The organism is Tsukamurella strandjordii (assembly GCF_039525985.1).
Classification (GTDB): Bacteria; Actinomycetota; Actinomycetes; order Mycobacteriales; family Mycobacteriaceae; genus Tsukamurella; species Tsukamurella strandjordii.
The window spans coordinates 18,707-39,466 of record NZ_BAAAII010000017.1 but is presented as its reverse complement, the minus strand read 5'-3'; the positions used below and the strand labels follow the sequence as shown (position 1 = coordinate 39,466).

The 20,760-nt window shown below is 69.1% G+C and carries 21 protein-coding genes; 12 read left to right on the top strand and 9 right to left on the bottom strand.

Annotated features, from left to right (window positions below; translation table 11 throughout):
* The first annotated feature begins 41 nt into the window (after positions 1-41).
* The 5 genes from ABD108_RS21815 to ABD108_RS21795 are packed head-to-tail and all read left to right on the top strand — an operon-like array spanning position 42 to position 5,303.
* Positions 42-1,022, top strand: a complete 981-nt coding sequence (locus tag ABD108_RS21815) for a sugar-binding transcriptional regulator (protein ID WP_305111981.1) — start codon at positions 42-44, stop codon at positions 1,020-1,022.
* Entirely contained in the window at positions 1,019-2,389 is a 1,371-nt protein-coding gene (locus ABD108_RS21810; protein WP_425579810.1) for an ABC transporter substrate-binding protein, read from the top strand. The genes ABD108_RS21815 and ABD108_RS21810 overlap by 4 nt, the downstream gene beginning before the upstream one ends.
* A complete protein-coding gene (locus tag ABD108_RS21805) occupies positions 2,386-3,327 on the top strand; it encodes a carbohydrate ABC transporter permease (RefSeq protein ID WP_220655608.1) in 942 nt (313 codons plus the stop codon). Before ABD108_RS21810 ends, ABD108_RS21805 begins: the two co-directional genes overlap by 4 nt.
* Complete coding sequence (locus ABD108_RS21800) at positions 3,327-4,178, top strand: carbohydrate ABC transporter permease (RefSeq protein WP_343931372.1); 852 nt, start codon at positions 3,327-3,329, stop codon at positions 4,176-4,178. The genes ABD108_RS21805 and ABD108_RS21800 overlap by 1 nt, the downstream gene beginning before the upstream one ends.
* An 18-nt stretch (positions 4,179-4,196) precedes the next feature.
* A complete protein-coding gene (locus ABD108_RS21795; protein ID WP_220655610.1) occupies positions 4,197-5,303 on the top strand; it encodes an ABC transporter ATP-binding protein in 1,107 nt (368 codons plus the stop codon).
* Positions 5,304-5,363: 60 nt separating this feature from the next.
* On the opposite strand, the gene rpsA is transcribed toward ABD108_RS21795, so the two are convergent.
* Positions 5,364-6,842: a 30S ribosomal protein S1 gene (gene rpsA / locus ABD108_RS21790; protein WP_220655611.1), complete on the bottom strand. Its 1,479-nt coding sequence runs from the start codon at positions 6,840-6,842 to the stop codon at positions 5,364-5,366.
* Between the two features lie 154 nt (positions 6,843-6,996).
* On the opposite strand from rpsA, the gene ABD108_RS21785 reads away from it, so the two are divergent.
* The 5 genes from ABD108_RS21785 (at position 6,997) to ABD108_RS21765 (ending at position 10,337) form a co-directional block, all read left to right on the top strand.
* Positions 6,997-7,779, top strand: a complete 783-nt coding sequence (locus ABD108_RS21785; RefSeq protein WP_220658387.1) for a class I SAM-dependent methyltransferase — start codon at positions 6,997-6,999, stop codon at positions 7,777-7,779.
* A gap of 183 nt (positions 7,780-7,962) precedes the next feature.
* Positions 7,963-8,424: a hypothetical protein gene (locus tag ABD108_RS21780; RefSeq protein ID WP_343931371.1), complete on the top strand. Its 462-nt coding sequence runs from the start codon at positions 7,963-7,965 to the stop codon at positions 8,422-8,424.
* Positions 8,425-8,563: 139 nt separating this feature from the next.
* Positions 8,564-8,917: a hemophore-related protein gene (locus ABD108_RS21775; protein ID WP_220655613.1), complete on the top strand. Its 354-nt coding sequence runs from the start codon at positions 8,564-8,566 to the stop codon at positions 8,915-8,917.
* A 32-nt stretch (positions 8,918-8,949) separates the two neighbouring features.
* On the top strand, positions 8,950-9,366 hold the full coding sequence (locus ABD108_RS21770) for a hemophore-related protein (protein ID WP_220655614.1): 417 nt from the start codon (positions 8,950-8,952) through the stop codon (positions 9,364-9,366).
* A gap of 146 nt (positions 9,367-9,512) precedes the next feature.
* Entirely contained in the window at positions 9,513-10,337 is an 825-nt protein-coding gene (locus ABD108_RS21765; RefSeq protein WP_220655615.1) for a hypothetical protein, read from the top strand.
* Positions 10,338-10,346: 9 nt separating this feature from the next.
* Here ABD108_RS21765 and ABD108_RS21760 read toward each other — a convergent pair whose 3' ends face one another.
* The 8 genes from ABD108_RS21760 to ABD108_RS21725 all read right to left on the bottom strand — a co-directional run bounded on the left by ABD108_RS21760 (position 10,347) and on the right by ABD108_RS21725 (position 19,544).
* Complete coding sequence (locus ABD108_RS21760; protein WP_220655616.1) at positions 10,347-10,688, bottom strand: helix-turn-helix domain-containing protein; 342 nt, start codon at positions 10,686-10,688, stop codon at positions 10,347-10,349.
* A gap of 94 nt (positions 10,689-10,782) precedes the next feature.
* Positions 10,783-11,388, bottom strand: coding sequence for an HAD family hydrolase (locus ABD108_RS21755; RefSeq protein WP_220655617.1), 606 nt, complete (start codon positions 11,386-11,388; stop codon positions 10,783-10,785).
* Between the two features lie 45 nt (positions 11,389-11,433).
* On the bottom strand, positions 11,434-12,336 hold the full coding sequence (locus ABD108_RS21750) for a patatin-like phospholipase family protein (protein ID WP_343931370.1): 903 nt from the start codon (positions 12,334-12,336) through the stop codon (positions 11,434-11,436).
* A gap of 198 nt (positions 12,337-12,534) precedes the next feature.
* Positions 12,535-13,779, bottom strand: a complete 1,245-nt coding sequence (locus tag ABD108_RS21745) for a reverse transcriptase family protein (RefSeq protein WP_343931369.1) — start codon at positions 13,777-13,779, stop codon at positions 12,535-12,537.
* Positions 13,780-13,990: 211 nt separating this feature from the next.
* Complete coding sequence (polA, locus tag ABD108_RS21740) at positions 13,991-16,738, bottom strand: DNA polymerase I (RefSeq protein WP_220655620.1); 2,748 nt, start codon at positions 16,736-16,738, stop codon at positions 13,991-13,993.
* Between the two features lie 9 nt (positions 16,739-16,747).
* A complete protein-coding gene (locus ABD108_RS21735; RefSeq protein ID WP_220655621.1) occupies positions 16,748-17,182 on the bottom strand; it encodes a hypothetical protein in 435 nt (144 codons plus the stop codon).
* Positions 17,179-18,387 (bottom strand): TFIIB-type zinc ribbon-containing protein, encoded by a 1,209-nt coding sequence (locus ABD108_RS21730; protein WP_343931368.1) that lies wholly within the window; start codon positions 18,385-18,387, stop codon positions 17,179-17,181. Before ABD108_RS21730 ends, ABD108_RS21735 begins: the two co-directional genes overlap by 4 nt.
* A complete protein-coding gene (locus tag ABD108_RS21725) occupies positions 18,384-19,544 on the bottom strand; it encodes an SPFH domain-containing protein (protein WP_343931367.1) in 1,161 nt (386 codons plus the stop codon). The genes ABD108_RS21730 and ABD108_RS21725 overlap by 4 nt, the downstream gene beginning before the upstream one ends.
* A gap of 208 nt (positions 19,545-19,752) precedes the next feature.
* On the opposite strand from ABD108_RS21725, the gene ABD108_RS21720 reads away from it, so the two are divergent.
* Together ABD108_RS21720 and ABD108_RS21715 are read left to right on the top strand one after the other, a co-directional pair.
* The gene (locus tag ABD108_RS21720; protein ID WP_220655624.1) at positions 19,753-19,938 is read left to right on the top strand and encodes a YegP family protein; all 186 of its coding nucleotides are present in this window, start codon (positions 19,753-19,755) and stop codon (positions 19,936-19,938) included.
* Positions 19,939-20,079: 141 nt separating this feature from the next.
* Positions 20,080-20,736 (top strand): HEAT repeat domain-containing protein, encoded by a 657-nt coding sequence (locus tag ABD108_RS21715; protein WP_343931366.1) that lies wholly within the window; start codon positions 20,080-20,082, stop codon positions 20,734-20,736.
* Positions 20,737-20,760 lie beyond the last annotated feature (24 nt).

Genomic DNA, 20,760 nt, shown 5'->3' with positions numbered 1-20,760 from the left:
TCACCGCTAGTGAGCATTTGCTCACGCGAGATGGAGGGTCCGTGACCACACCGCGCACTCCCGGCGAGCCGGGCCACGACCTGCGCCTCCTCGTCCGCGCCGCCACGATGTACCACCTGGAGGGCCTGACCCAGGCGCAGATCGCGGAGCGCCTCGGTGTCTCCCGCCCCACCGCGGGCCGGCTCGTGGCGCGCGCCCGGGCCCAGGGTCTCGTCACCGTGACCGTGGCCGCCCCCGCACACCTCGCGGCGTCGATCCATCCCGATCTGGAGCGCGAGCTCGAGGCTGCGTTCGGTCTCACCGAGGCATTGCTCATCGCCGAGGACGCCGACGGCACACCGTCGGGCGACGCCGCCCTCGGCCGTGCGGGCGCCTCCCTGCTGAGCCGCCGCCTGCAACCGGCCGACACCTTCGGTTTCACCTGGGGCCCCGAGCAGGTGGCCGTGGCGGATGCCCTCGGCGGCGGCTCCTCCTGCGCCCGCGTCGTGCAGATGGACGGGTCGATGACCTCGGTCGAGTACCACACCGGTGTCGACCACGCGCTCGGCCGATTCTCCGAACGGCTCGGCGCGCGACCACTGCGACTCGTGGCGCCCCTGTTCGCCGACCCGGGCACCGTCCGTGCCCTGCACCGGGATTCGATCGTCTCACAGGCGCTCGAAGCGGCGCGGACCGCCGAGGTGATGCTCTTCGGCGTCGGCTCCGTCTCCACCTCCACCACCCTGTTCGAGGGCGCCTACATCGACACCGAGGTCCTCGGCGAGCTGCGCGATCTCGGCGCCGTGGGCGAGATCGGTGGCCGCTTCTACGACGCCGCCGGCGCGCCGGTCGCATCGAGCCTGGTGGACCGCACGGTATCCGTTCCCCTGGAGGACATCCGGGCCTGCTCGACCTCGATCCTCATCTCCGGCGGCGACCATCGCCGCGAATCCATCCTGGGAGCCCTGCGCGGCGGTTTCGCGACCTCGGTCGTCACCGACCGTCCCACCGCGCAGTGGCTGCTCGACCGACAGAAGGGATGATCGTGCCCCGCACCCCCACCGGACGGCGCGCCACCGCCGCAACCGGGTTGATCGCCACCGCGGCACTCCTCGCGGGTTGCTCCGGCGCCGGCGTCTTCACCGACGGCGGAAGTTCCGCCGTCACCGTCGCCATGGTGTCGAACTCGCAGATGACCGACGCCGTCGGGCTGGCCCCCGAGTTCGAACGCGCCAACCCCGGCGTCAAGCTCAAGTTCATCACCCTCTCGGAGAACGAGGCCCGCGCCAAGATCACCGCCTCCGTCTCCACCGGCGGTGGCGAGTTCGACGTGGTGATGATCAGCAACTACGAGACTCGGATGTGGGCGCAGAACGGCTGGCTCACGAACCTGTCGGCGAAGATGGACCGCGACCCGTCGTACGAACCCGGCGATTTCATCCCCACGCTGCGCGAGGCCCTGTCGTACCGGGGGAACATGTACTCGGTGCCGTTCTACGGCGAGTCCTCCTTCCTCATGTACAACAAGCAGATGTTCGCCGCGGCGGGCATCACCCTGCCACCGGAGCCCACCTGGCCCGAGGTCGCCGCGGCAGCACGCGCGCTGCACTCGAAGAACGTCGCCGGCATCTGCCTGAGGGGTAAGCCCGGCTGGGGCGAGGTGCTCGCCCCGCTCAACACGGTGATCAACGCGTTCGGCGGCCGCTGGTTCGACGAGCAGTGGAACCCCCAGTTCGACTCCCCCGAAGTCCGCGAGGCCGTGAAGTTCTACGTGGACACGGTGCGGAACTACGGCGAGGCCGGCGCCGCATCGACGGGCTTCCAGGAGTGCGGAAACCTTCTGGCGCAGGGGCAGGCGGCGATGTGGTACGACTCCACCGCCGCGGTCTCGTCGCTGGAGAGCCCCGACACCTCGAAGATCGCCGGCAACGTGGGCTATCTGCCGGCGCCGAAGATGGCCAAGTCCGGCAACGGCTGGTTGTACACCTGGTCGCTCGGCATCCCGGCGAGCAGCAAGAGAGCCGACGACGCGTGGAAGTTCGTCTCCTGGATGACCTCCAAGCAGTACATCGCCGGCGTCGCCGACAAGCTCGGGCCCAGCCGCGTGCCACCGGGCAGCCGGCTGTCGACCTACGAGCTCCCGGCGTACAAGGAGCTGTCCGCGACCTTCGCGAAGCAGACCCTCGATTCGATGCTTGCCGCGGATCAGTCCCGGCCCACGGTGAAGCCGGTGCCGTACACCGGCATCCAGTTCCTCGCGATCCCCGAGTTCCAGGATCTGGGCACCCGCGTCAGCCAGCAGATCAGCGCCGCCATCGCGGGCCAGATCTCCGTGGACGACGCCCTCACGCAGGCACAGAAGTACGCCGAGGTGGTCGGCAAGAGCTACCGGACGGGAGACGGACGATGACCACGACCGCGACGGACACGCGGCCCGCCGAGCCCCTGCGCTCGAAGCGGGACCGGATCAGCCGCGCCGAGGCCTGGCGTCGACGCGGCCCCCTGCTCCCCGCCCTCATCTTCATGGTGGTGGTCACGCAGATCCCGTTCGTGGTGACGCTCTACTACTCGACCCAGTCCTGGAACCTGGTGCGCCCCGGTTCCCGGAAGTTCAACGGACTCAACAACTACGTCGAGGTGTTCCGGGACGGACAGTTCTGGACCGTCACCCTGAACACGATCCTGCTGATCGTGGGCACCGTCGTCCTGTCGGTGGTCCTGGGACTGGTGCTCGCACTCCTGCTGGACCGGAAGTTCTTGGGCCGCGGTGTGGTTCGCACGCTGCTCATCACACCGTTCCTGGTGACCCCGGTGGCGGCGGCCCTGCTGTGGAAAACCAGCCTGCTCTCCCCCACCAACGGACTGCTCGCCTGGGCCCTCGGGCCGCTGGGCATCCAAGTGGACTGGCTCAGCGAGTTCCCGCTGATGTCGGTGATCGCCGAACTGGTCTGGCAGTGGACGCCGTTCATGATGCTGCTGATCCTGGCCGGCCTGCAGTCGATGCCACGGGACGTGCAGGAGGCGGCGCGGGTGGACGGCGCCACCAATATCCGGCTGTTCCGCGAGCTGACCCTGCCGCACCTGCGGCGGTTCATCGAGCTGGGCGCCGTCCTGGGCGCGATCTACCTGGTGAACACCTTCGACGCGGTCTACATGATGACCTCCGGAGGACCGGGCGTGGCCAGCTCCAACCTGCCCTACTACATCTATCAGCGGGCCTTCCTGGGATTCGACATCGGGCAGGCCGCAGCGATGGGCGTGGTCACCGTGATCGGCACGATCGTGGTCTCCACCCTCGCGATCCGCTTGATCTTCAAGAGCTTCAGCGCCGGAGAGGAAGCCGCCTGATGTCCACCACCGCCGACACGACCGTTCTGCCCCGCCGGCGCCGCGATCCCAAGGGAGGTGCGCTCACAGGGCTCACCTGGATCATCGCGGTGGGCTTCTTCTTCCCGGTGCTGTGGATGGTGCTCACCGCGTTCAAACAGGAGAGCGACGCCGCCACCCGGCCGCCCACCGTCTTCTTCGTACCCACCCTGGACCAGTTCAAGGCCGTCTTCGACTCGGGAATCGGCGTCCCACTGCTCAATTCGGTGTTCGCCACGGTGATCTCGACGCTGCTCGTCCTGCTGCTCGGCATTCCCGCGGCGTTCGCCCTGTCGCTGCGCCCGGTGCGCAAGACCCAGGACGCGCTGTTCTTCTTCATCAGCACCAAGATGCTGCCGATCGTGGCCGCGATCATCCCGCTGTACGTGATCGTGGGCCGGATCGGCATGCTGGACAACATCTGGACGCTGGTCATCCTGTACACGGCGATGAACCTGCCGATCGCCGTGTGGATGATGCGCTCCTTCTTCCTCGAGGTCCCGAGCGAACTGCTCGAGGCCGCGAGCATGGACGGTGCCAGCCTGTGGACCTCGGTGCGGGAGGTGATCCTGCCGATCATCTCCCCGGGCATCGCCGCCACGGCCCTGATCTGCGTGATCTTCTCGTGGAACGAATTCTTCTTCGCGGTGAACCTCACCGCGGTCAACGCCCAGACGATGCCGGTGGCGCTCACCGGTTTCATGTCCGGGCAGGGCCTGTTCTGGGCCAAGCTCTCGGCGGCCTCCGTGCTCGCCGCCCTCCCCGTCGTGATCTGCGGATGGATCGCCCAGAACAAGCTGGTGCGCGGCCTGTCCTTCGGTGCGATCAAGTAGAAGAACTAGGAGTTATCGATGGCTTCCATCAGCTACGACAAGGCCTGCTGCGTATACCCCGGCGCCGAGACCCTCGCCGTGGACTCGCTCGACCTCGACATCGCCGACGGCGAGTTCGTAGTGCTCGTCGGCCCGTCGGGATCCGGCAAGTCCACCGCGCTGCGCATGCTGGCCGGCCTGGAGGAGATCGACTCCGGCAGCATCTCGATCGGCGGCGCGAACATGGTGGGCGTGGCGCCGAAGGATCGGGACATCGCGATGGTCTTCCAGAACTACGCGCTGTACCCGAACAAAACGGTCGGCGAGAACATGGGTTTCGCGCTGAAGATGCGGGGCGTGCCCGTCGACGAGCGCAAGCGGAAGGTGGCCGAGGCGGCCAAGCTCCTCGACCTCACGGAGTACCTCGATCGCAAGCCCGCGCGGTTGTCGGGTGGCCAGCGCCAGCGCGTGGCGATGGGCCGCGCGATCGTCCGGGAGCCGCAGGTCTTCTGCATGGATGAGCCGCTGAGCAACCTCGATGCCAAGCTGCGTGTGCAGACCCGCACCCAGATCGCCGAGCTGCAGCGCCGCCTGGGCACCACCACCGTGTACGTCACCCACGACCAGGTCGAGGCGATGACGATGGGCGATCGGGTGGCGGTCCTCAAATTCGGCAAGCTGCAGCAGTTCGCCTCCCCCGCCGAGCTCTACGATCGGCCCACCAACGCCTTCGTCGCCGGTTTCATCGGATCCCCTGCGATGAACCTGTTCACCGCGCCCGTGCGCGAGGGCGCGATCACGGTGGCCGGCGGCACCGTCGACCTCGATGCGCAGGCGCAGTCCGCACTGCGCGCCGCGGGACTCGACCGGGTCACGGTGGGGATCCGGCCCGAGAGCCTGGCGCTCAGCGGTCCCGATACCGGCGTCGCCGGGCGCGTGGCGATCCTCGAGGACCTGGGCAGCGATACCTACCTCTACGCCCGGGTCGAGGACCCCGATGTCACCTCCGTCGACGGCTCACCCGTCACCCTGGTGGCGCGGTGTCCGCGGCGGACCGTCGCGCGGATCGGCGACGGCGTGCGCCTGGTGCAGCACGACGATGCCGTGCACCTGTTCCACCCGGACACCGGCGAGCGCCTCAACTAGGCCCGAAACGGGGAACGCCCCGCATCCAGTGGATGCGGGGCGTTCCTCGTCTGCTGCGTATCAGGCGTTGCCCGACAGCTTCTCGCGGAGAGCGGCGAGCTGAGCATCGCTCGCCAGCGAACCACCGGCGCTGGGCGCAGCCTCGGCGCGATCGTCCGAGGACGACTCGCTCGAGTAGTTCGCACCACCGGCGGCGGGGCCACCCGCGGCGGCCTCGGCGGCCTCGTCGGCGGCGAACTTCTCCATCTGCGCGGTGTGCATCTTGTGGCGACGCTCCGCCTCGGCGTAGCGACCCTCCCACTCCTCGCGCTGCTTGTCGAAGCCCTCGAGCCACTCGTTGGTCTCGGGATCGAAGCCCTCGGGGAAGATGTACTCGCCGTTCTCGTCGTAGCTGTCGGCCATGCCGTACTTCGACGGGTCGAACTCCTCGGTGTAGTCCTCGTTGGCCTGCTTGAGGCTCAGCGAGATACGACGACGCTCGAGGTCGATGTCGATGACCTTGACCATCGCATCGTCGCCGACCGAGACGACCTGGTCCGGGACCTCGACGTGGCGCTCGGCCAGCTCCGAGATGTGGACGAGGCCCTCGATGCCCTCCTCGACGCGCACGAACGCGCCGAACGGGACGAGCTTGGTGACCTTGCCGGGCACGATCTGGCCGATGGCGTGGGTCCGGGCGAACTGACGCCACGGGTCCTCCTGGGTCGCCTTGAGCGACAGCGAGACGCGCTCGCGGTCCAGGTCGACGTCGAGGACCTCGACGGTGACCTCGTCGCCCACGGTGACCACCTCGGAGGGGTGATCGATGTGCTTCCAGGACAGCTCGGAGACGTGCACCAGGCCGTCGACGCCGCCCAGGTCCACGAAGGCACCGAAGTTGACGATGGAGGACACGACGCCCTTGCGGACCTGGCCCTTCTGCAGCTGGTGCAGGAACTCGCTGCGGACCTCGGACTGGGTCTGCTCGAGCCACGCACGGCGCGACAGGACCACGTTGTTGCGGTTCTTGTCGAGCTCGATGATCTTGGCCTCGATCTCCTTGCCGATGTACGGCTGGAGGTCGCGCACGCGGCGCATCTCGACCAGGGAGGCCGGGAGGAAGCCGCGGAGGCCGATGTCCAGGATCAGACCACCCTTGACCACCTCGATGACGGTGCCCTTGACGGCCTCGTCCTTCTCCTTGAGCTCCTCGATCGTGCCCCAGGCGCGCTCGTACTGCGCACGCTTCTTGGACAGGATCAGGCGGCCTTCCTTGTCCTCCTTGGTGAGGACGAGGGCCTCGACCGCGTCGCCGACGTTGACGACCTCGGAGGGGTCGACATCGTGCTTGATGCTGAGCTCGCGGGAGGGGATGACGCCTTCGGTCTTGTAACCGATGTCGAGGAGGACCTCGTCACGATCGACCTTGACGATGGTGCCCTCGACGATGTCGCCATCGTTGAAGTACTTGATCGTCGCGTCGATTGCGGCGAGGAAGTCCTCCGCGGTGCCGATGTCGTTGACGGCGACCTGCGGGGACGTAACAGTGGAGGTGGGCATTGGGTAAGTTGCTCCGGACAGGGTGCTCGTAGTTGGTTCGAAATCGCGCGTACATGGGCACGCGCGTGCTATACCCTACGCCACCCGGTGCTAGCTGGGCAAACCGCCCTCGCGAGAGAGGCTCACACCGGTGCACTACCGCCCCAAACCGGACATGCGGCACGACAGCGCCGGCTCCGAGGCCGCGAACCGGTCGTGGTGGGATTCCGACGCCGACGCGTACCACGCCGAACACGCCGCCTTCCTGGGCGTGGACACCGCCGAGGGCGATTTCGTGTGGTGCCCCGAGGGCCTGCGCGAATCCGATGTCCGACTGTTGGGCGAGGTGGCGGGCACCGTCGCCCTGGAGATCGGATGCGGCAGCGCCCCGTGCTCCCGCTGGCTCGCCGCGCAGGGCGCCTCGGTGATCGGTCTCGACATCTCGGCGGGCATGCTGCGCCGCGGGCTCCCCCACGTCCGCGGCGGCAATCCCCTGCTGGTGCAGGCGGGCGCCGAGCACCTCCCGGTGGCCGACGGGACCGTCGACCTCGTCTGCTCCGCCTTCGGCGGCATCCCGTTCGTGGCCGATTCCGCGGGAGTCATGGCCGAGGCGGCGCGGGTGCTGCGGCCGGGAGGCCGGTTCGTCTTCTCCGTCAATCATCCGATGCGATGGATGTTCCTCGACGACCCCGGGCCCGACGGCCTGGTGGCCACCCTCTCCTATTTCGACCGGTCGCCCTACGTGGAGACCGACGAGGCCGGCACCCCGACCTATGTCGAGCACCACCGGACGATGGGCGACCGGATCCGCGAGATCGTCGGGGCGGGCCTGCGCCTGATCGACGTGATCGAGCCCGAATGGCCCGAGGGCTTCACCCAGCAGTGGGGCCAGTGGAGCCCCCTGCGCGGCGCGATCTTCCCCGGCACCGCCGTCTTCGTCTGCGACCTCCCCGCCTGAATCCCGACTTAACAGCGTTAGCCCACACCGCGTCCTGGGTAAACACCTGCACCCAGTGCAAGCACACGCGGGAATGTCCGGATTCCAGGGAACTCACAGCGGATCGTGCGCCCGCGTTCACCACCGCCGGGTCTACTCGCTCCAGAGGGATCCGACGGTGATCTCGCTGAGGAGAACCAACGCATGAATCGCACCACCCATCGCATCCGCCGCGCGGCCACCGCGACCGCCGTCGTGGCCGCCGGCGCCGCCCTGCTCGTCCCCGCCACCGCGAGCGCCGCCCCTGTCTCACCGACGGCGCCGGTGCCCGGCACCCAGTGCAACGTCGGTCAGGTCGAACGCGCCACCGCGAAGGTGGCGCCCGAGTTCTGGCAGCACATCAGCGGCAACCCCAAGGCGAAGGAGCGTTTCGAGCAGGCACTCGTGCAGACGCCCGAGCAGCGCACGGCGGCGCGCGAGGCCGCGAAGAAGGACCGGCAGGCCAAGATCGACGAGTGGAAGAAGGCCAATCCGGGGAAGACGCCGCCACAGCACGGGGCCGGAAAGCCCGGCGGAAAGCACGACGGAACGCCCCGTACCAAGCCCTCCAAGGAACAGGTCGAGCAGAAGATCGCGCAGGTCAAGGCCACCTGCGCCACCAGCTGATACGCGGGTACAGGTTGGACGGTGCCGGGTTGTCCATCCCGGCACCGTCCTTTTCTCGTTCACTTCGAGCCGGTATCGTCGCCCGAGCGGTCGCCGCCACCTCACCGCAGACGAGGCGGCCGCAGAGAAGGAGACAGACATGATTCGGACGCGCATCGTCGCCGGTACCGCGGTGCTCGCGGCCGGCCTGGCCCTCGCCCCCGCCGTCGCCTCCGCCGCACCGAACGACAAGGTGCCGGGTACCAAGTGCACCGTCGCGCAGGTCGAGCGCGCGACGCAGATGATCGCCCCCGAGGCGATCGCCGTGATGAACGGCACCCCCGGCGGCCGCGAGAAGGCGAACAAGATCCTCGTGGCCAAGCCCGAGGAGCGGCAGAAGCTGATCGAGCAGCTCGCCGAGGAGAACCCCGCGGGCGCCGCCTACTACAAGGCGAACCGCGCCGATATCGACGCGAAGATCTCCAAGGTCATCGCGACCTGCCAGAACTACTGAGCCCCTCCACGGACCCGAAAGGCCCCACCCGCATGACCTTCCGTCGTTTCGCCGCCACCGCCGCCGTCCTCGGCGCCGTGTCGCTGGCCGGTGCCCCGTTCGCTGCCGCAGCGCCCGGCCCCGCTCCCAAGCCGGCCGACCCGAACCTGGCGCGTGCCGTGCCCGGCACCTCGTGCACCGTGGGGCAGCTGCGCACCGCGATCGATCGCTCCTCGCCGGGTCTCTCGGCCAAGCTGGACCAGGTGGCCGGTGGCTCCAAGCAGTTCGCCGACATCGCGACCTCCGATCCGAACACCCGGCAGATCCGGCTCGCCACCCTGGCGTTCACCGGCTCTTCCGCGGGATTCGGCATCTTCTCCGAGCAGCAGAACATTCAGCGCGCGCTCGGCGATGCGTACCGCACCTGCGCGTCCGTGAAGCCCGCTGCGGCCCCCGCGAAGGCGAAGTAACGACCGACGCTCAACGACGGCGCCGCACCCCGATGTGGGGGCGGCGCCGTCGTCGTTCACGCAGCTTCCGAGGGCACCCCGAATCGTCGACGACCGTCCACCCGGCGTTCCCCTGGACGCCACCACCGGAGTGGACCCTGATGCCCATGAAACTCGTTAGCCGCCGAAGCATTCTGGCCGCCGTCGCCGCCACCGCGATCGCCGCGCTCGCACCCGCCGTCGCCCAGGCCGATGCGAACGCCGTTCCCAACTACGAGGTCAAGCTCAACCTGAACGCCTCGGCGCTGGACGGTGGCGCACCCTCGGCGGCCGTGAAGTCGACCTTCGGCATCACGTCCGCGCCGAAGGGGCTGTCGTACGAGTACTTCGACACCGAGACCAAGAAGCTCTCCGGGGAGGGCTGGTCGGTGCGGCTGCGCCACGAGGCGGGCCAGAGCCTGGACCTGAACTACAAGAAGCGCTTCCCCGTGACCAATGGCGACGTGGATGCGGCGCTGACCACGGCGAATCAGGCGGGATTCGACTCCTCGGACACGAACTACGACGCCCAGGTCGACTGGACCTACGGTAAGCAGACGCTGAGCTTCGCCACCAAGAAGACCGCATCGGCGAGCGGGCTCTCGGGCACCGCGCTGCCGGACGCCTCGACGGCGCGCGATCTGGTCGTGGCGCAGATCCCCGGCAAGCTCGAGAACTGGACGTCGAAGAACTGGGGCAAGGACGCCCTTCAGGCCTCTCGCGTGCACGGCCCCGTCACCTCGCAGGAGTGGAAGGGCGCGTGGCAGGGCGTCAAGCCCGCGATCGAGGTGCTCCCCATGCCGGGCCAGACAGTGGTCGAGTTCAGCTTCAAGTCCGATACCCGGGCGGGCGCGCAGTCGCTGCGCCAGAAGGCGATCGACACGCTCAGCGCGAAGGGCTGGCTGCTGCCCGGCGATGTGCTCAAGACCGAGCTGATCCTGAGCACCTACTAGGCGGAGCCGCTATTCGCCGATCGCGACCAGGAGTGCGCTCTCGATCGCCGCGGCGGCATCCCGGTTGTCCTGTTCGGCGGAGCGCGAACCCACCCGACGGTCCGCCTCAGGCAGGAGTAGCACCGGCGGCACGTCCAGGGCGGCCGCGAGGCGGTACAGCGTGGACATGTGCGGATCGGAGAAGCGATCTCCGGAACTGACGTTCCGCTCGATGTTGGAGATCTGATTGCGATGCAGTCCCGCGCGCTCGGCGAGCTTCTCCTGCGATATCCCTCGCGCCTTACGGAGGGTCAGAAGACGGTAGGCAAGGGAGTCGCCGTAGGACTCCCACTCGATATCGGGTCCGCTCACGTCACACACCGTGTCCGACGGACGCGGCAATGTCTGCCCTACACGTTATGAACTTGTGCGATCGCAATTCGAACGGCATGTACGAATGCTTATATCAACACGAGTGCAGGTGCAACAGGTGCACCGCCTCCGCCAGGTCGTCCACTGTCTCCCGCGCGCCCGCGACCAGCAGATCAGCGGCGCCGAACTCCCCCGTTGTGACGCCCACGAAGTCGCATCCCGCCGCCCGCGCGGCCGCCGCATCCTCCACGTGATCGCCCAGGTAGGCACGCACATCGTCGTACCGCAGGAGCGCCTGCCCCTTGGCCGCACCGAAGTGGTCGCCCACCACCTCCGTCACGTCCAGGCCGGCATCCGCCACGGCACGCTCCGCGGCCGCCTGCTGCTTCGCTGACACCACCACAGATCGGCCGCCGGCGGCGCGGATCGCGGCGAGCAGCTCGTGCGCGCCGGGAAGAACCGGCACCGGCGTCTCGGTATCGGTGTCGTAGTGGTGCCGGTACCGGCGCATGAACGCCACCGCGTCGATATCGGGCACCACCTTCACCGCGACATCGCCCATCGGCTCCCCCATGTACGGCAGGAGCAGCTCGTCGCCGATCGAGTACCCCAGATCGGAGAACGACCGGCGGGCGGCGCTGAGGATGCGTGCCCGCGAGTCGATGAGCGTGAGGTCGAGATCGAATCCGATGGTGAACACGGCCTCCGACGCTACCCGCCGGGCCCGGGGGCCCGGCGGGGTCCCTCAGCCCCGGAAGAACTCGAGGGCGGGAGCGAGTTCGCGGCCCTGCGCGGCGCCCGCACGAGCCGCCGGTGGGCGGGTCGACGGGTCCATCACGTTGCCGCCGAACGCGGCGCGGGAGGCGTCATCGGGGCCGACGATCTCGACGGTACTGCCGGCGGCACGCAGCTCCTCCACTTGGGCGTGCAGGTTCGCCCGCCAGTGCGGGGGCGTCCGCGCGGCTCCCCCGAACGGCGCGAGCACCAGGACCCGGTCGAATCCCGCGGCGAGGTCTGCGTTCTCGGCATTGGCGCGGTAGCCGCCGTCGATGTAATGACGCGCACCGATGCGGTAGGCGAATCCACTGGAGCAGCTCGCCGCGACGGCGTCCACGAGCGCGACCTCGCCGTGCCGGTCGAAGACCACGGGCTCGCCGGTGACCGCGTCGACGGCCGTCAGGGCGATCGGCCGGTCCGGCCAGTGCGGGGACGGGAGCCGCGCGGCGACGGTGTCTCGCCACCGAGCCCGGACGGAATCGTCCGAGGAGGCCTCCAGGGCGAGGGCGGAAGCGCCCATCCTGCGTCGCATATCGGCGACGTCGGTCGCCTCCGCGATGAGCCGGCCCGTTCGGCGCATCTGATCGGCGACGGCGGAGGCGGTGGCCCGTGCCCCGCCCGCGGAGCGCGCGGGTATCGGTGCCGTGAGGATGTCCGCCAGGAGCCGGGGCGGCGGCGCCGCGGCGATCTGTGCGGCCGCCGTGGCACCGGCGGAGGTGCCGATCGTGAGGTCGGCGGCGGTCACGTCGAGGCCGGCCTCATGGAGACCGGCGATCACGCCGATGAGCCAGGCATTGCCGGCGGAGCCACCACCGCCGAGCACCAGCGCCCGGCCGCGAGCCGAACGAGAAGAAGTGGGAATCGTGTTCATGGGAACGGCCTTTCAGAGATTCTGATCGGGCGCCCCGGGCGACTAGGACAGTCGCGCGATCGTGCACTGCAGCGGCGCGCCCACTACGGGTACTGCGTTCATGGGGCTCACCTCCTGCGGTCGGATCACGATGGAACCGACGCTAGCACCGGTGCCGGCGCCCGCGCATCCCAGTTTCTCGCCGGCCACGCATGCGTGTCACCAGGGCACCCGGGCGGCCATCGCGAGCAGACGCTCCCGGCGGGTGGGATTGCCCTGCGCCACCCAGGCGATCCGCCCGTAGACATGGGCGCGGAAGTCGTCGTGGCCGTCGTGGTTCTGGCTGTCAGGGCCGAACCGCGCAGCATTGTGCAGCAGCGCGCGGAGGTCGTCGTATGCACGCCGCGGTGGTTGGGCACGGGCGTTGACCACGACCCCCGCCAGTTCCTGCCGGGTGCCCGAGCGCATGATCCGGGTCTTGCGCGGGTTCACCGAGAAACCCTCGGAGCGCACGATCTTCGGCACCACGGCGGCGATCAGCGACGGATCACGTGCACCGGAGAGGGCGAGGTCGTCGCCGTAGCGGGTGTAGTGAGCGCCCTGCGCGCGGGCCAGGCCCGCGACCCGGCCATCGAGCCGGCGCAGCGCCAGGTTCATCAGGGCGGGCGAGGTGGGTGCACCTTGCGGGAGATGTCGGGCGCGCAGCGTCGCCGCCTGCCAGGCGTCGAGCCCGCGGAGCTCGTCGCCCGCGGTCGCCGTGGTGCACAGCGCGGCGAGGATGCGCGCCACCGGCGCGGGGTATCCCAGCTGCCGGAAGACAGCGCGGACCCTGTTCTCGCCGACCGTGGTGAAGCAGTCCTTCAGATCCAGCCGCACCACCGCCGCCGAGCCCACGTGGGCTTCGACGTAGTGGAGGACCGAACCGCCGCGCACGAATCCGCGTGCCGCCGGGTGCGGTGCGGCGGGGTCGAGCACGTGTCGCAGAATCCGCCGTTGTGCCTCGCGCAGGCGGGGTTTGGGCGCCTCGATCACTCGCACTCCCCCGGCGGTCTTGGGCATGCGGCGAACGCGGTAGTGCCGCAACGGCGCCGCCGAATGCCGCAGCCACCGCCCGGTATCGGCGAACCAGTCGAGTTCGGACACCGTCAGATCGAGCATGGCTGCGACACCGTCCAGGTCCGCGAGCACCCGGCCGGGGACGGCGCCGCCGGCCTCAGGTTCGAGAGCGGAATCGACCCGATAGGCCTGCAGGAGGCGCCTGATCACAGCGGGGTGCGGCTTCGTCGGTGCGGCCTCGATGACGAACCGTGCGACCTCCTCGGCGAGCTCCGCGGGGAGCGCAGCGCCGAGGTCCGCGGCGAGTTCGATCCGGTTCCACTCGGCCGGGTCGATCCGACCGACGAGCAGCGCCGATTGCGCCTGCTGGGCACGCGTCAGAGGCCGGGACAGGTCGACCGACGGCACGTCAGCGCACCACCGGCCGGGGCGAGGATGCGAACGCCGCTCGGGTGACCAGAAACAATCGCCCACAGCGCCGCGAGGGGCGCGAAGCGCCCGGGCCGGCGTGGGACGCGAGGTGTAGCCGTGTGGTGCACCCAGCGGTTACCGCTGGGATGGATCGCGCGGATCCCGCCTCCCCCGAGCGACGTCGCATGCCTTCAGAGTGCCACAGGAATCAGTGCGCGGCGTCGTCCCAGCTCCGGCCGTATCCGACGGACACCTCGAGCGGGACGGACAGCTCGGCGGCGGTGCCCATGGTGCCGCGCACCAACTCTTCGAGCTGTTCCCGCTCACCCGCGGCCACTTCGAGCACGAGTTCGTCGTGCACCTGCAGCAGCATCCGCGACTTCAGGCCCGCACCGCGGATCGCCTTCTCCAGGTTGATCATCGCCACCTTGATGATGTCGGCGGCGCTGCCCTGGATCGGCGCGTTGAGGGCCATCCGCTCGGCCCCCTCGCGGCGCATGCGGTTGGTGGAGGTGAGATCGGGCAGGTACCGGCGACGCCCGTAGATGGTCTCGGTGTACTCGTTGCGGGTGGCCTCGGTGACCACGTCCTGCAGGTAGTCGCGCACGCCGCCGAACCGCGAGAAGTAGGCCTCCATCTGGTCTTTCGCCTCGTCGCGGGAAATCTTCAGCTGCGCTGCCAGGCCGAACGCCGAGAGGCCGTAGGCCAGACCGTAGGACATCGCCTTCACCCGGCGCCGCATGTCCGCGGTCACCTCGTCGATCGGGACACCGAAGGCCTTCGAGCCGACGAAGTTGTGCAGGTCCTCCCCGGTGTTGAAGGCTTCGATCAGTCCCTCGTCGCCGGAGAGGTGCGCCATGATCCGCATTTCGATCTGGCTGTAATCGGCCGTCATCAGCGTCTCGAAGCCCTCGCCCGCGACGAAGGCCTGCCGGATCCGGCGACCGGCCTCGGTGCGCACGGGGATGTTCTGCAGGTTCGGATCGGTCGAGGACAGCCGGCCGGTGGCCGCCACGGTCTGGTTGAACGTGGAGTGGATGCGGCCGTCCGACGCCACCGACTTGAGCAGTCCCTCCACGGTGACCTTGAGCCGCATCGCATCACGGTGTTCGAGCAGGGACTGCAGGAACGGGTGGGGTTCCTTCTCGTACAGGGCCTCCAGCGCCGCGGCGTCGGTGGTGTACCCGGTCTTGGTCTTCTTGGTCTTGGGCAGGCCGAGCTTGTCGAACAGGATCACCTGCAGCTGCTTCGGCGAGCCCAGGTTGATCTGCTCTCCGATCTCCTCGAAGGCGGCGGCCTCCGCGGCGCGGATCCGGTCGCTGAAGTCGCTGTGCAGCGACTCGAGGTGCTCGGTGTCGACGGCGATGCCCGTGGCCTCCATGACGTCGAGCACCCGCAGCAGCGGCAGCTCCATCTCCTCGAGCAGCGGCTTGGACTCGATCTTGTCGAGCTCCTCGTCGAGCGCGGCCGCGAGATCGACCACGGCCCGGGCACGCAGGATCTGCTGCTGCGCCTTCTCGGCCACCGAATCGTCGGGATCGTCGAGCAGGGAGAGCTGCGCATCGTCGCCTGCGGCCGACTCGACGCGCAGCTCACGGTGCAGGTACCGCACCGAGAGATCGTCGAGGTTGAAACTGCGCTGCCCGGGGCGCACCAGATACGCCGCGATCGCGGTGTCCGAGGTGAGGCCGCCGAGCTTCCAGCCGCGGCTCTCCAGGGCGTGCATGGCCCACTTCGCCTCGTGCACGGCCTTGGGCTGGGACTCGTCGGCGAGCCAGGCGCCGAGGGCCGCCTCGTCGTGCGGGGTGAGCGTTTCGAGCGCGATGTACCCGCCCTCGTCGTCCGGAGCGGCGATCACCACGGCCTCGGCGTCCCCGTCGAAGACCACCTCGGGGCCCACCACGCCCAGCCCGGACCGCTCGCCCGAGGCCGCGTGCTCGGCGAGCCACTCCGCCACCGTGCCGGGCGCGACGATGCCGCCCGAGATCTCGAAGCCCTCGTCCACCTCGGGCTCGGCGGAGGCGAGCTCAGTGAAGATCCGATCGCGCAGTACGCGGAATTCGAGGTCGTCGAATAGCTGGTGGATGGCCTCGCGGTTCCACGGTTGCAGGGCCAGGTCCTGCGGCTCGTAGGGCAGTGCCATGTCTTTGACCATCTCGGTGATCTGCCGGTTCAGCTGCACCGTGGCCAGGTTCTCCCGCAGGGAATCGCCCACCTTGCCCTTCACCTTGTCGACGTTCTCGACGAGGCCATCGAGGCTGCCGTACTCGCGGATCCACTTCGCGGCCGTCTTCTCACCGACGCCGGGGATGCCGGGCAGGTTGTCCGACGGGTCGCCGCGCAGCGCCGCGTAGTCCGGGTACTGCGCCGGCGTGAGGCCGTACTTCGCGTCCACCTCCTCGGGGGTGAAGCGGGTGAGGTCGGAGACGCCCTTGCGCGGGTAGAGAACCGTGACGTGCTCGTTGACCAACTGCAGGGCGTCACGGTCGCCGGTCACGATCAGCACGTCGAAGCCCTGCTCCTGGGCCCGCGTGGTCATGGTGGCGATGATGTCGTCGGCCTCGTAGCCCTCCTGCGCCATGGTGGGGATCCCCATGGCGCCGAGCACGTCTTTGACCACGTCGACCTGGCCGCGGAAATCGTCCGGTGCCGACGAGCGCTGCGCCTTGTACTCGGGGTACATCTCGGCGCGGAAGGTTTGGCGGGAGACGTCGAAGGCGGCGGCCACGTAACCGGGCGCCTCCTCCTTGAGGAGCTTGATCAGCATGGACGTGAAGCCGTACACCGCGTTGGTGGGCTGGCCCGATTTGGTGCGGAACCGGCCGCCGTCCAGCGGGAGGGCGAAGAACGCCCGGAAGGCCATCGAGTGCCCGTCGATGAGCAGCATCACCGGCCGCTCCCCCACCTCCGACGGAGTCGCGGGGGCGGTCGTCTGGGCCGGGTTCGCTGCAGTCACACCCGCAGTCTAGTGAGACCCACCGATAGATTTTCCGGGCGCAACCGTCTCACCGATCCGCCGCTCCAGATCGGCCACCTCGGCGGTGGCGCGATCGAGCTCGCCGGCCTTCGCGGTCTCGGGCAGTGCGGCGATCGTGACCAGCCGGTCGTCGAGTTCCTGAGCGGCGACGGTGAGCCGCACCTGCTCGTCGAGCTGGGCGGCGGTGAGGATTCCGGCGGGCTGGTCGAAGGCGCGCACGGCGTCGCGGATGCGGCGGTGCAGTCTTGCCTCGGGAACGTGCGAGCCCGACCAGGACAGCGGGGCGCGGCTCGGGAAGGGCATCGCGCCCTCCGCCTGCTGCTGCCGGCGGCTGTTGCGCACCAGCGCGACGGCGAACGCCGTCGTTCCGAGCACCGCCAGTACGACCAGCACCAACAGGACGATGATCACCGTCGACATCATGAACCTCCCTGACTCTGCATGTAGAGGTACACCCCGGCGGCGACCACGAGCAAGCCCACGAGCACCGCGAAGACGATCTTGACGGTGCTCCAGGGCCGCTCGCCCTGCACCTCGCCGGTGACGCCGTTGACGAAAACCTGGAAGGGCTTGTTGGCGAAGGTCACGGTGAGCAGCCATACGGGCATCAGCAGGTACACGAAGTCGATGGACTGGAAGACCGGATTCATGCGGTGGATCCGCTGCTCGTCGCCGCCGATGTCGCGGCGCACCGTGGTCTCCACGATGTCGTTGATCCGGGGCCGCGCCTGCGCCTCGAAGACCTGCGCCGCGTCACCGTCGTACGTGCGGGCCAGGTGCCCCGCTACGAATTCCGGTGTGTAGGGAACGGCACGATCGGCGGGCCAGGGTTCGAGGGCGCGCACCCGGCCGCCGTCGAGCCCGGTGTTGGCGGTCTCGGTGAGGTGCCGGATGCTGTTGTGCACGCGGCCCCGGGCGGGGTACCAGTCGGTGTAGGTCTCGACGTTGCCGTCCCGGTCGCGCCGGGTGCGACGCTCGCCGCGCGAGCCCGAGTAGTCGGTGCTGACCTCGGCGTCGTAGCTGTAGTACGACAGGTAGACGCTGGTGAACGATCCCAGTACTCGGTACTTCTTGAACTCGCGCGGGGCGAACCAGCGGCTGTTCACCCAGGCCTCGATGTTGGTGCGCGCCTGGGCATCACTGACTTGCAGCGGAAGGATCCCGTCGATCGGGAGCCGTGCCGGCGCAACCTGGATGTCGTTGCGCTGGATCGGCGTATTGCAGTACGGGCACCGGACCGCGGTGAGGGTTCCGCTGAACAGCGTGTGCCCACCGCAGTTCTGGCACACCACCTCGCGATCGACCACCTGCGGCGCCGCCGCCGATCGCGCCTGCGCGTACACCGCGTTCATCGTGGGCCCCAGCGGGTGCGCCACGATCCGCTTGGTCGGATCGAGCATCACCGGGAAGGTGCTGCCGCATCCGGGTGAGCGGAGCCCGCCGGTGGCGGGATCGAAGATCAGCGAATCCCCGCAGTTCGCGCACGGATAGGTGCGGGTCTGCTCGGTGACCTGGAACAGCGCGCGCTCCGGGGGTGCCCCCGGATCCGCTGCGGGCGGCACCTGCGGGGTGAGCGGCCGGATCGGTGGCGCCGGCCGCTGCTCGGGCAGCGGGGGCGGGACCGTCATCGTCCCGGCTGGGGCGGCAGCGGCGGCGGGGTGGCACCGAACAGCGGCCGCAGGGCCGGTACCTCACCGGCGGGCGTCCACCCCGCCATGTCCGCGGACCACACCAGGGTCTGCGGGGTGAGGTTCATGCCCCGCAGTTGGTCGACAGGGTACGGGCCGGTGGCCTGGCCGTTCTGCTCGACGTGGAACTGCGGGCCGCCGGGCAGCGGCGGCGGTGCCGCGGGGGCGCCCTGCGGCTGCGTGTTCTGCTGCTGCGGGTTCTGCGGTGCCTGCTGGTTCTGGAAGTTCTGGCTGAACTGCTGTCCCATCGCCATTCCCATGCCGGCCGACATGAAATCGCCGGCGGCGCCTCCACCCGGATTGGTGGCGGCACCCAGCATGGAGTCGGCGGCGCGGCCCTGCTGGAAACGCCCCATATCGCCGACGTTGCCGTAGTAGCCCTTCTCCTCGACACCGCGCGCGACACCGCGTGTCATGGCCTGGGTGATCTCGTCGGGCAGCGAGATGTTCATCTCGATCGCCTCGCAGGCGAGACCGTAGGGTCCCTGGATCCGGCTCTGCACGTACTCGCGCAGCTTCTCGGAGAGTTCCCGCTGGCGGCCCTGCAACTCGATCGCGCCCACGCCGGTCTCGAGCAGCATGTCCGAGAAGGCGGTGGCGATGGTGCGGCGCAGCAGTTCGGCGATCTCCTCGGAGTCGACGTTGGAGTCGGTGCCGATCACCTGGCGCAGGAACGTGGGCGAGTCGACGACGCGGACCACGCACAGGCCGTTGGCGCGTACCTGGACCATGCCGAAGTCGGGGTCCCGGATGGTGACGGGGTTCGGGGTGCCCCAGCGCAGATCGGTGATCGGCCGGTGGTTGACGAAGTAGACCTCGCTGCGGAACGGGCTCTTGAATCCGTGCGGCCAGCCCTGCAGCGTGGACATCACGGGCATGTTCTCCGAGACCAACGTGTAGCTGCCCGGGCCGTAGCGGTCGGCGAGCTGGCCGCGGTACACGAACAGCGCCTCCTGGCCCTCGCGCACGATGAGCTGCGCACCGTTCTTGATCTCGTTGTTGTAGCGCGGGAACCGCCACGCCATGATCGAGCGGTCGTCCTCGAGCCACTCGATGATGTCGACGAGTTCGCCCCGGACCTTGTCGAAGATCCCCATGCCTGTGCATCCCCTCGGTTGTGAGTATCGAATTCCACGATAGTCAGCCCGCTTGGCAACGGCTGAGGGCTCGCTGAGACGAGGGTTGCGATCATGCGGATCAGTGCACGGCGTGTCGTCCACTTCACCGCGCATTCAGTGCATCGAGGATTTACGCTGCACTCGGCCCCGCAGACCGGGCCTCCACCACACGAAAGGTGCTCCAACCATGGCAGGCAAGTTCGAGGTGTACGAGGACAGCTCCGGCAAGTTCCGCTTCCGTCTGAAGGCCGGCAACGGCGAGGTCGTGGCGTCGGGCCAGGCGTACGCCTCGCGCAAGGGCGCCCACGACGGTGCCGCCGCCGTCGTCCGTGCCGCCGAGGGCGCGAAGGTGGTCGACGTCGACAAGGAGTGATCGCACGGATCACTCGCATCGGGGAGGGCTTCGGCCCTCCCCGACGTGTTTCACCTGCACTTTCGCGTGATCTCGCCACAGGCCTTGACCTTGACACCGTGCGAAGGTCGATGCTCGGAGTCACCGAAGGAGGTGGCCGTCATGGCTGGAAATCACGTACTCGATCACCCGGACTCGTCGGCGCGACTGCGCGCGGCGCTCCTGGTCGGCAGCGCCGCCGATCCGGGCTCACTGACGGAGCTCGTGAACCGGTGCGCAGTGGAGCCGGACTTCTTCGTCCGGGACATGCTGACCTGGGCGCTCACGCGGCTCCCCGCCGCGGACACGGTGCCCTTCCTGGTGAGCGAGCTGGGGTCCGAGGTGGCCCAGGCGCGCAGCCAGGCGCTGCACACGTTGTCGAAGATCGGCGATCGCTCGGTGTGGCCCTCGGTCGCGCGACTGCTGACCGATCCCGACGACGAGGTGGCCCGGAGCGCCTGGCGCGCCGCCGCGGTCCTGGTGCCCGACGCCGAGCGGGCCCGCACTGCGGAGGTCCTGGCCGCGCAGTTCGGGCGCGGCGATGCCGACACCCGGCTCAGCCTGAGCCGGGCACTGCTCGCCCTGGGCGAGAGCGGGGAGACGGTGGCGCGGGCGGCGATCGAGTCGCGCGATCCGATCGTCTCCGAGCACGCCGCGGATACGATGCGGTTGCTCTCGGACCCGGATTCGGGCGCCTCGTCCGCCCTGCATTCCGCGCGGCGTGCGGCGGCGCTCGGCGCGGAACGGATGCGTGCCGCCGACGAGGGCCGAGAGCTGTGAGGAGGCGGCGGTGAGGATCGGCGA

Coding starts and splice junctions, on each gene's coding strand:
- ABD108_RS21795 (WP_220655610.1), top strand. CDS start 4,197: ATGGCTTCCATCAGCTACGACAAGGCCTGCTGCGTATACCCCGGCGCC.
- ABD108_RS21775 (WP_220655613.1), top strand. CDS start 8,564: ATGATTCGGACGCGCATCGTCGCCGGTACCGCGGTGCTCGCGGCCGGC.
- ABD108_RS21750 (WP_343931370.1), bottom strand. CDS start 12,336: ATGAACACGATTCCCACTTCTTCTCGTTCGGCTCGCGGCCGGGCGCTG.
- ABD108_RS21725 (WP_343931367.1), bottom strand. CDS start 19,544: ATGGGGATCTTCGACAAGGTCCGGGGCGAACTCGTCGACATCATCGAG.
- ABD108_RS21800 (WP_343931372.1), top strand. CDS start 3,327: ATGTCCACCACCGCCGACACGACCGTTCTGCCCCGCCGGCGCCGCGAT.
- ABD108_RS21730 (WP_343931368.1), bottom strand. CDS start 18,387: ATGACGGTCCCGCCCCCGCTGCCCGAGCAGCGGCCGGCGCCACCGATC.
- ABD108_RS21765 (WP_220655615.1), top strand. CDS start 9,513: ATGAAACTCGTTAGCCGCCGAAGCATTCTGGCCGCCGTCGCCGCCACC.
- ABD108_RS21735 (WP_220655621.1), bottom strand. CDS start 17,182: ATGATGTCGACGGTGATCATCGTCCTGTTGGTGCTGGTCGTACTGGCG.
- ABD108_RS21715 (WP_343931366.1), top strand. CDS start 20,080: ATGGCTGGAAATCACGTACTCGATCACCCGGACTCGTCGGCGCGACTG.
- ABD108_RS21720 (WP_220655624.1), top strand. CDS start 19,753: ATGGCAGGCAAGTTCGAGGTGTACGAGGACAGCTCCGGCAAGTTCCGC.
- ABD108_RS21780 (WP_343931371.1), top strand. CDS start 7,963: ATGAATCGCACCACCCATCGCATCCGCCGCGCGGCCACCGCGACCGCC.
- ABD108_RS21770 (WP_220655614.1), top strand. CDS start 8,950: ATGACCTTCCGTCGTTTCGCCGCCACCGCCGCCGTCCTCGGCGCCGTG.
- ABD108_RS21805 (WP_220655608.1), top strand. CDS start 2,386: ATGACCACGACCGCGACGGACACGCGGCCCGCCGAGCCCCTGCGCTCG.
- ABD108_RS21810 (WP_425579810.1), top strand. CDS start 1,019: ATGATCGTGCCCCGCACCCCCACCGGACGGCGCGCCACCGCCGCAACC.
- rpsA (WP_220655611.1), bottom strand. CDS start 6,842: ATGCCCACCTCCACTGTTACGTCCCCGCAGGTCGCCGTCAACGACATC.
- ABD108_RS21785 (WP_220658387.1), top strand. CDS start 6,997: ATGCGGCACGACAGCGCCGGCTCCGAGGCCGCGAACCGGTCGTGGTGG.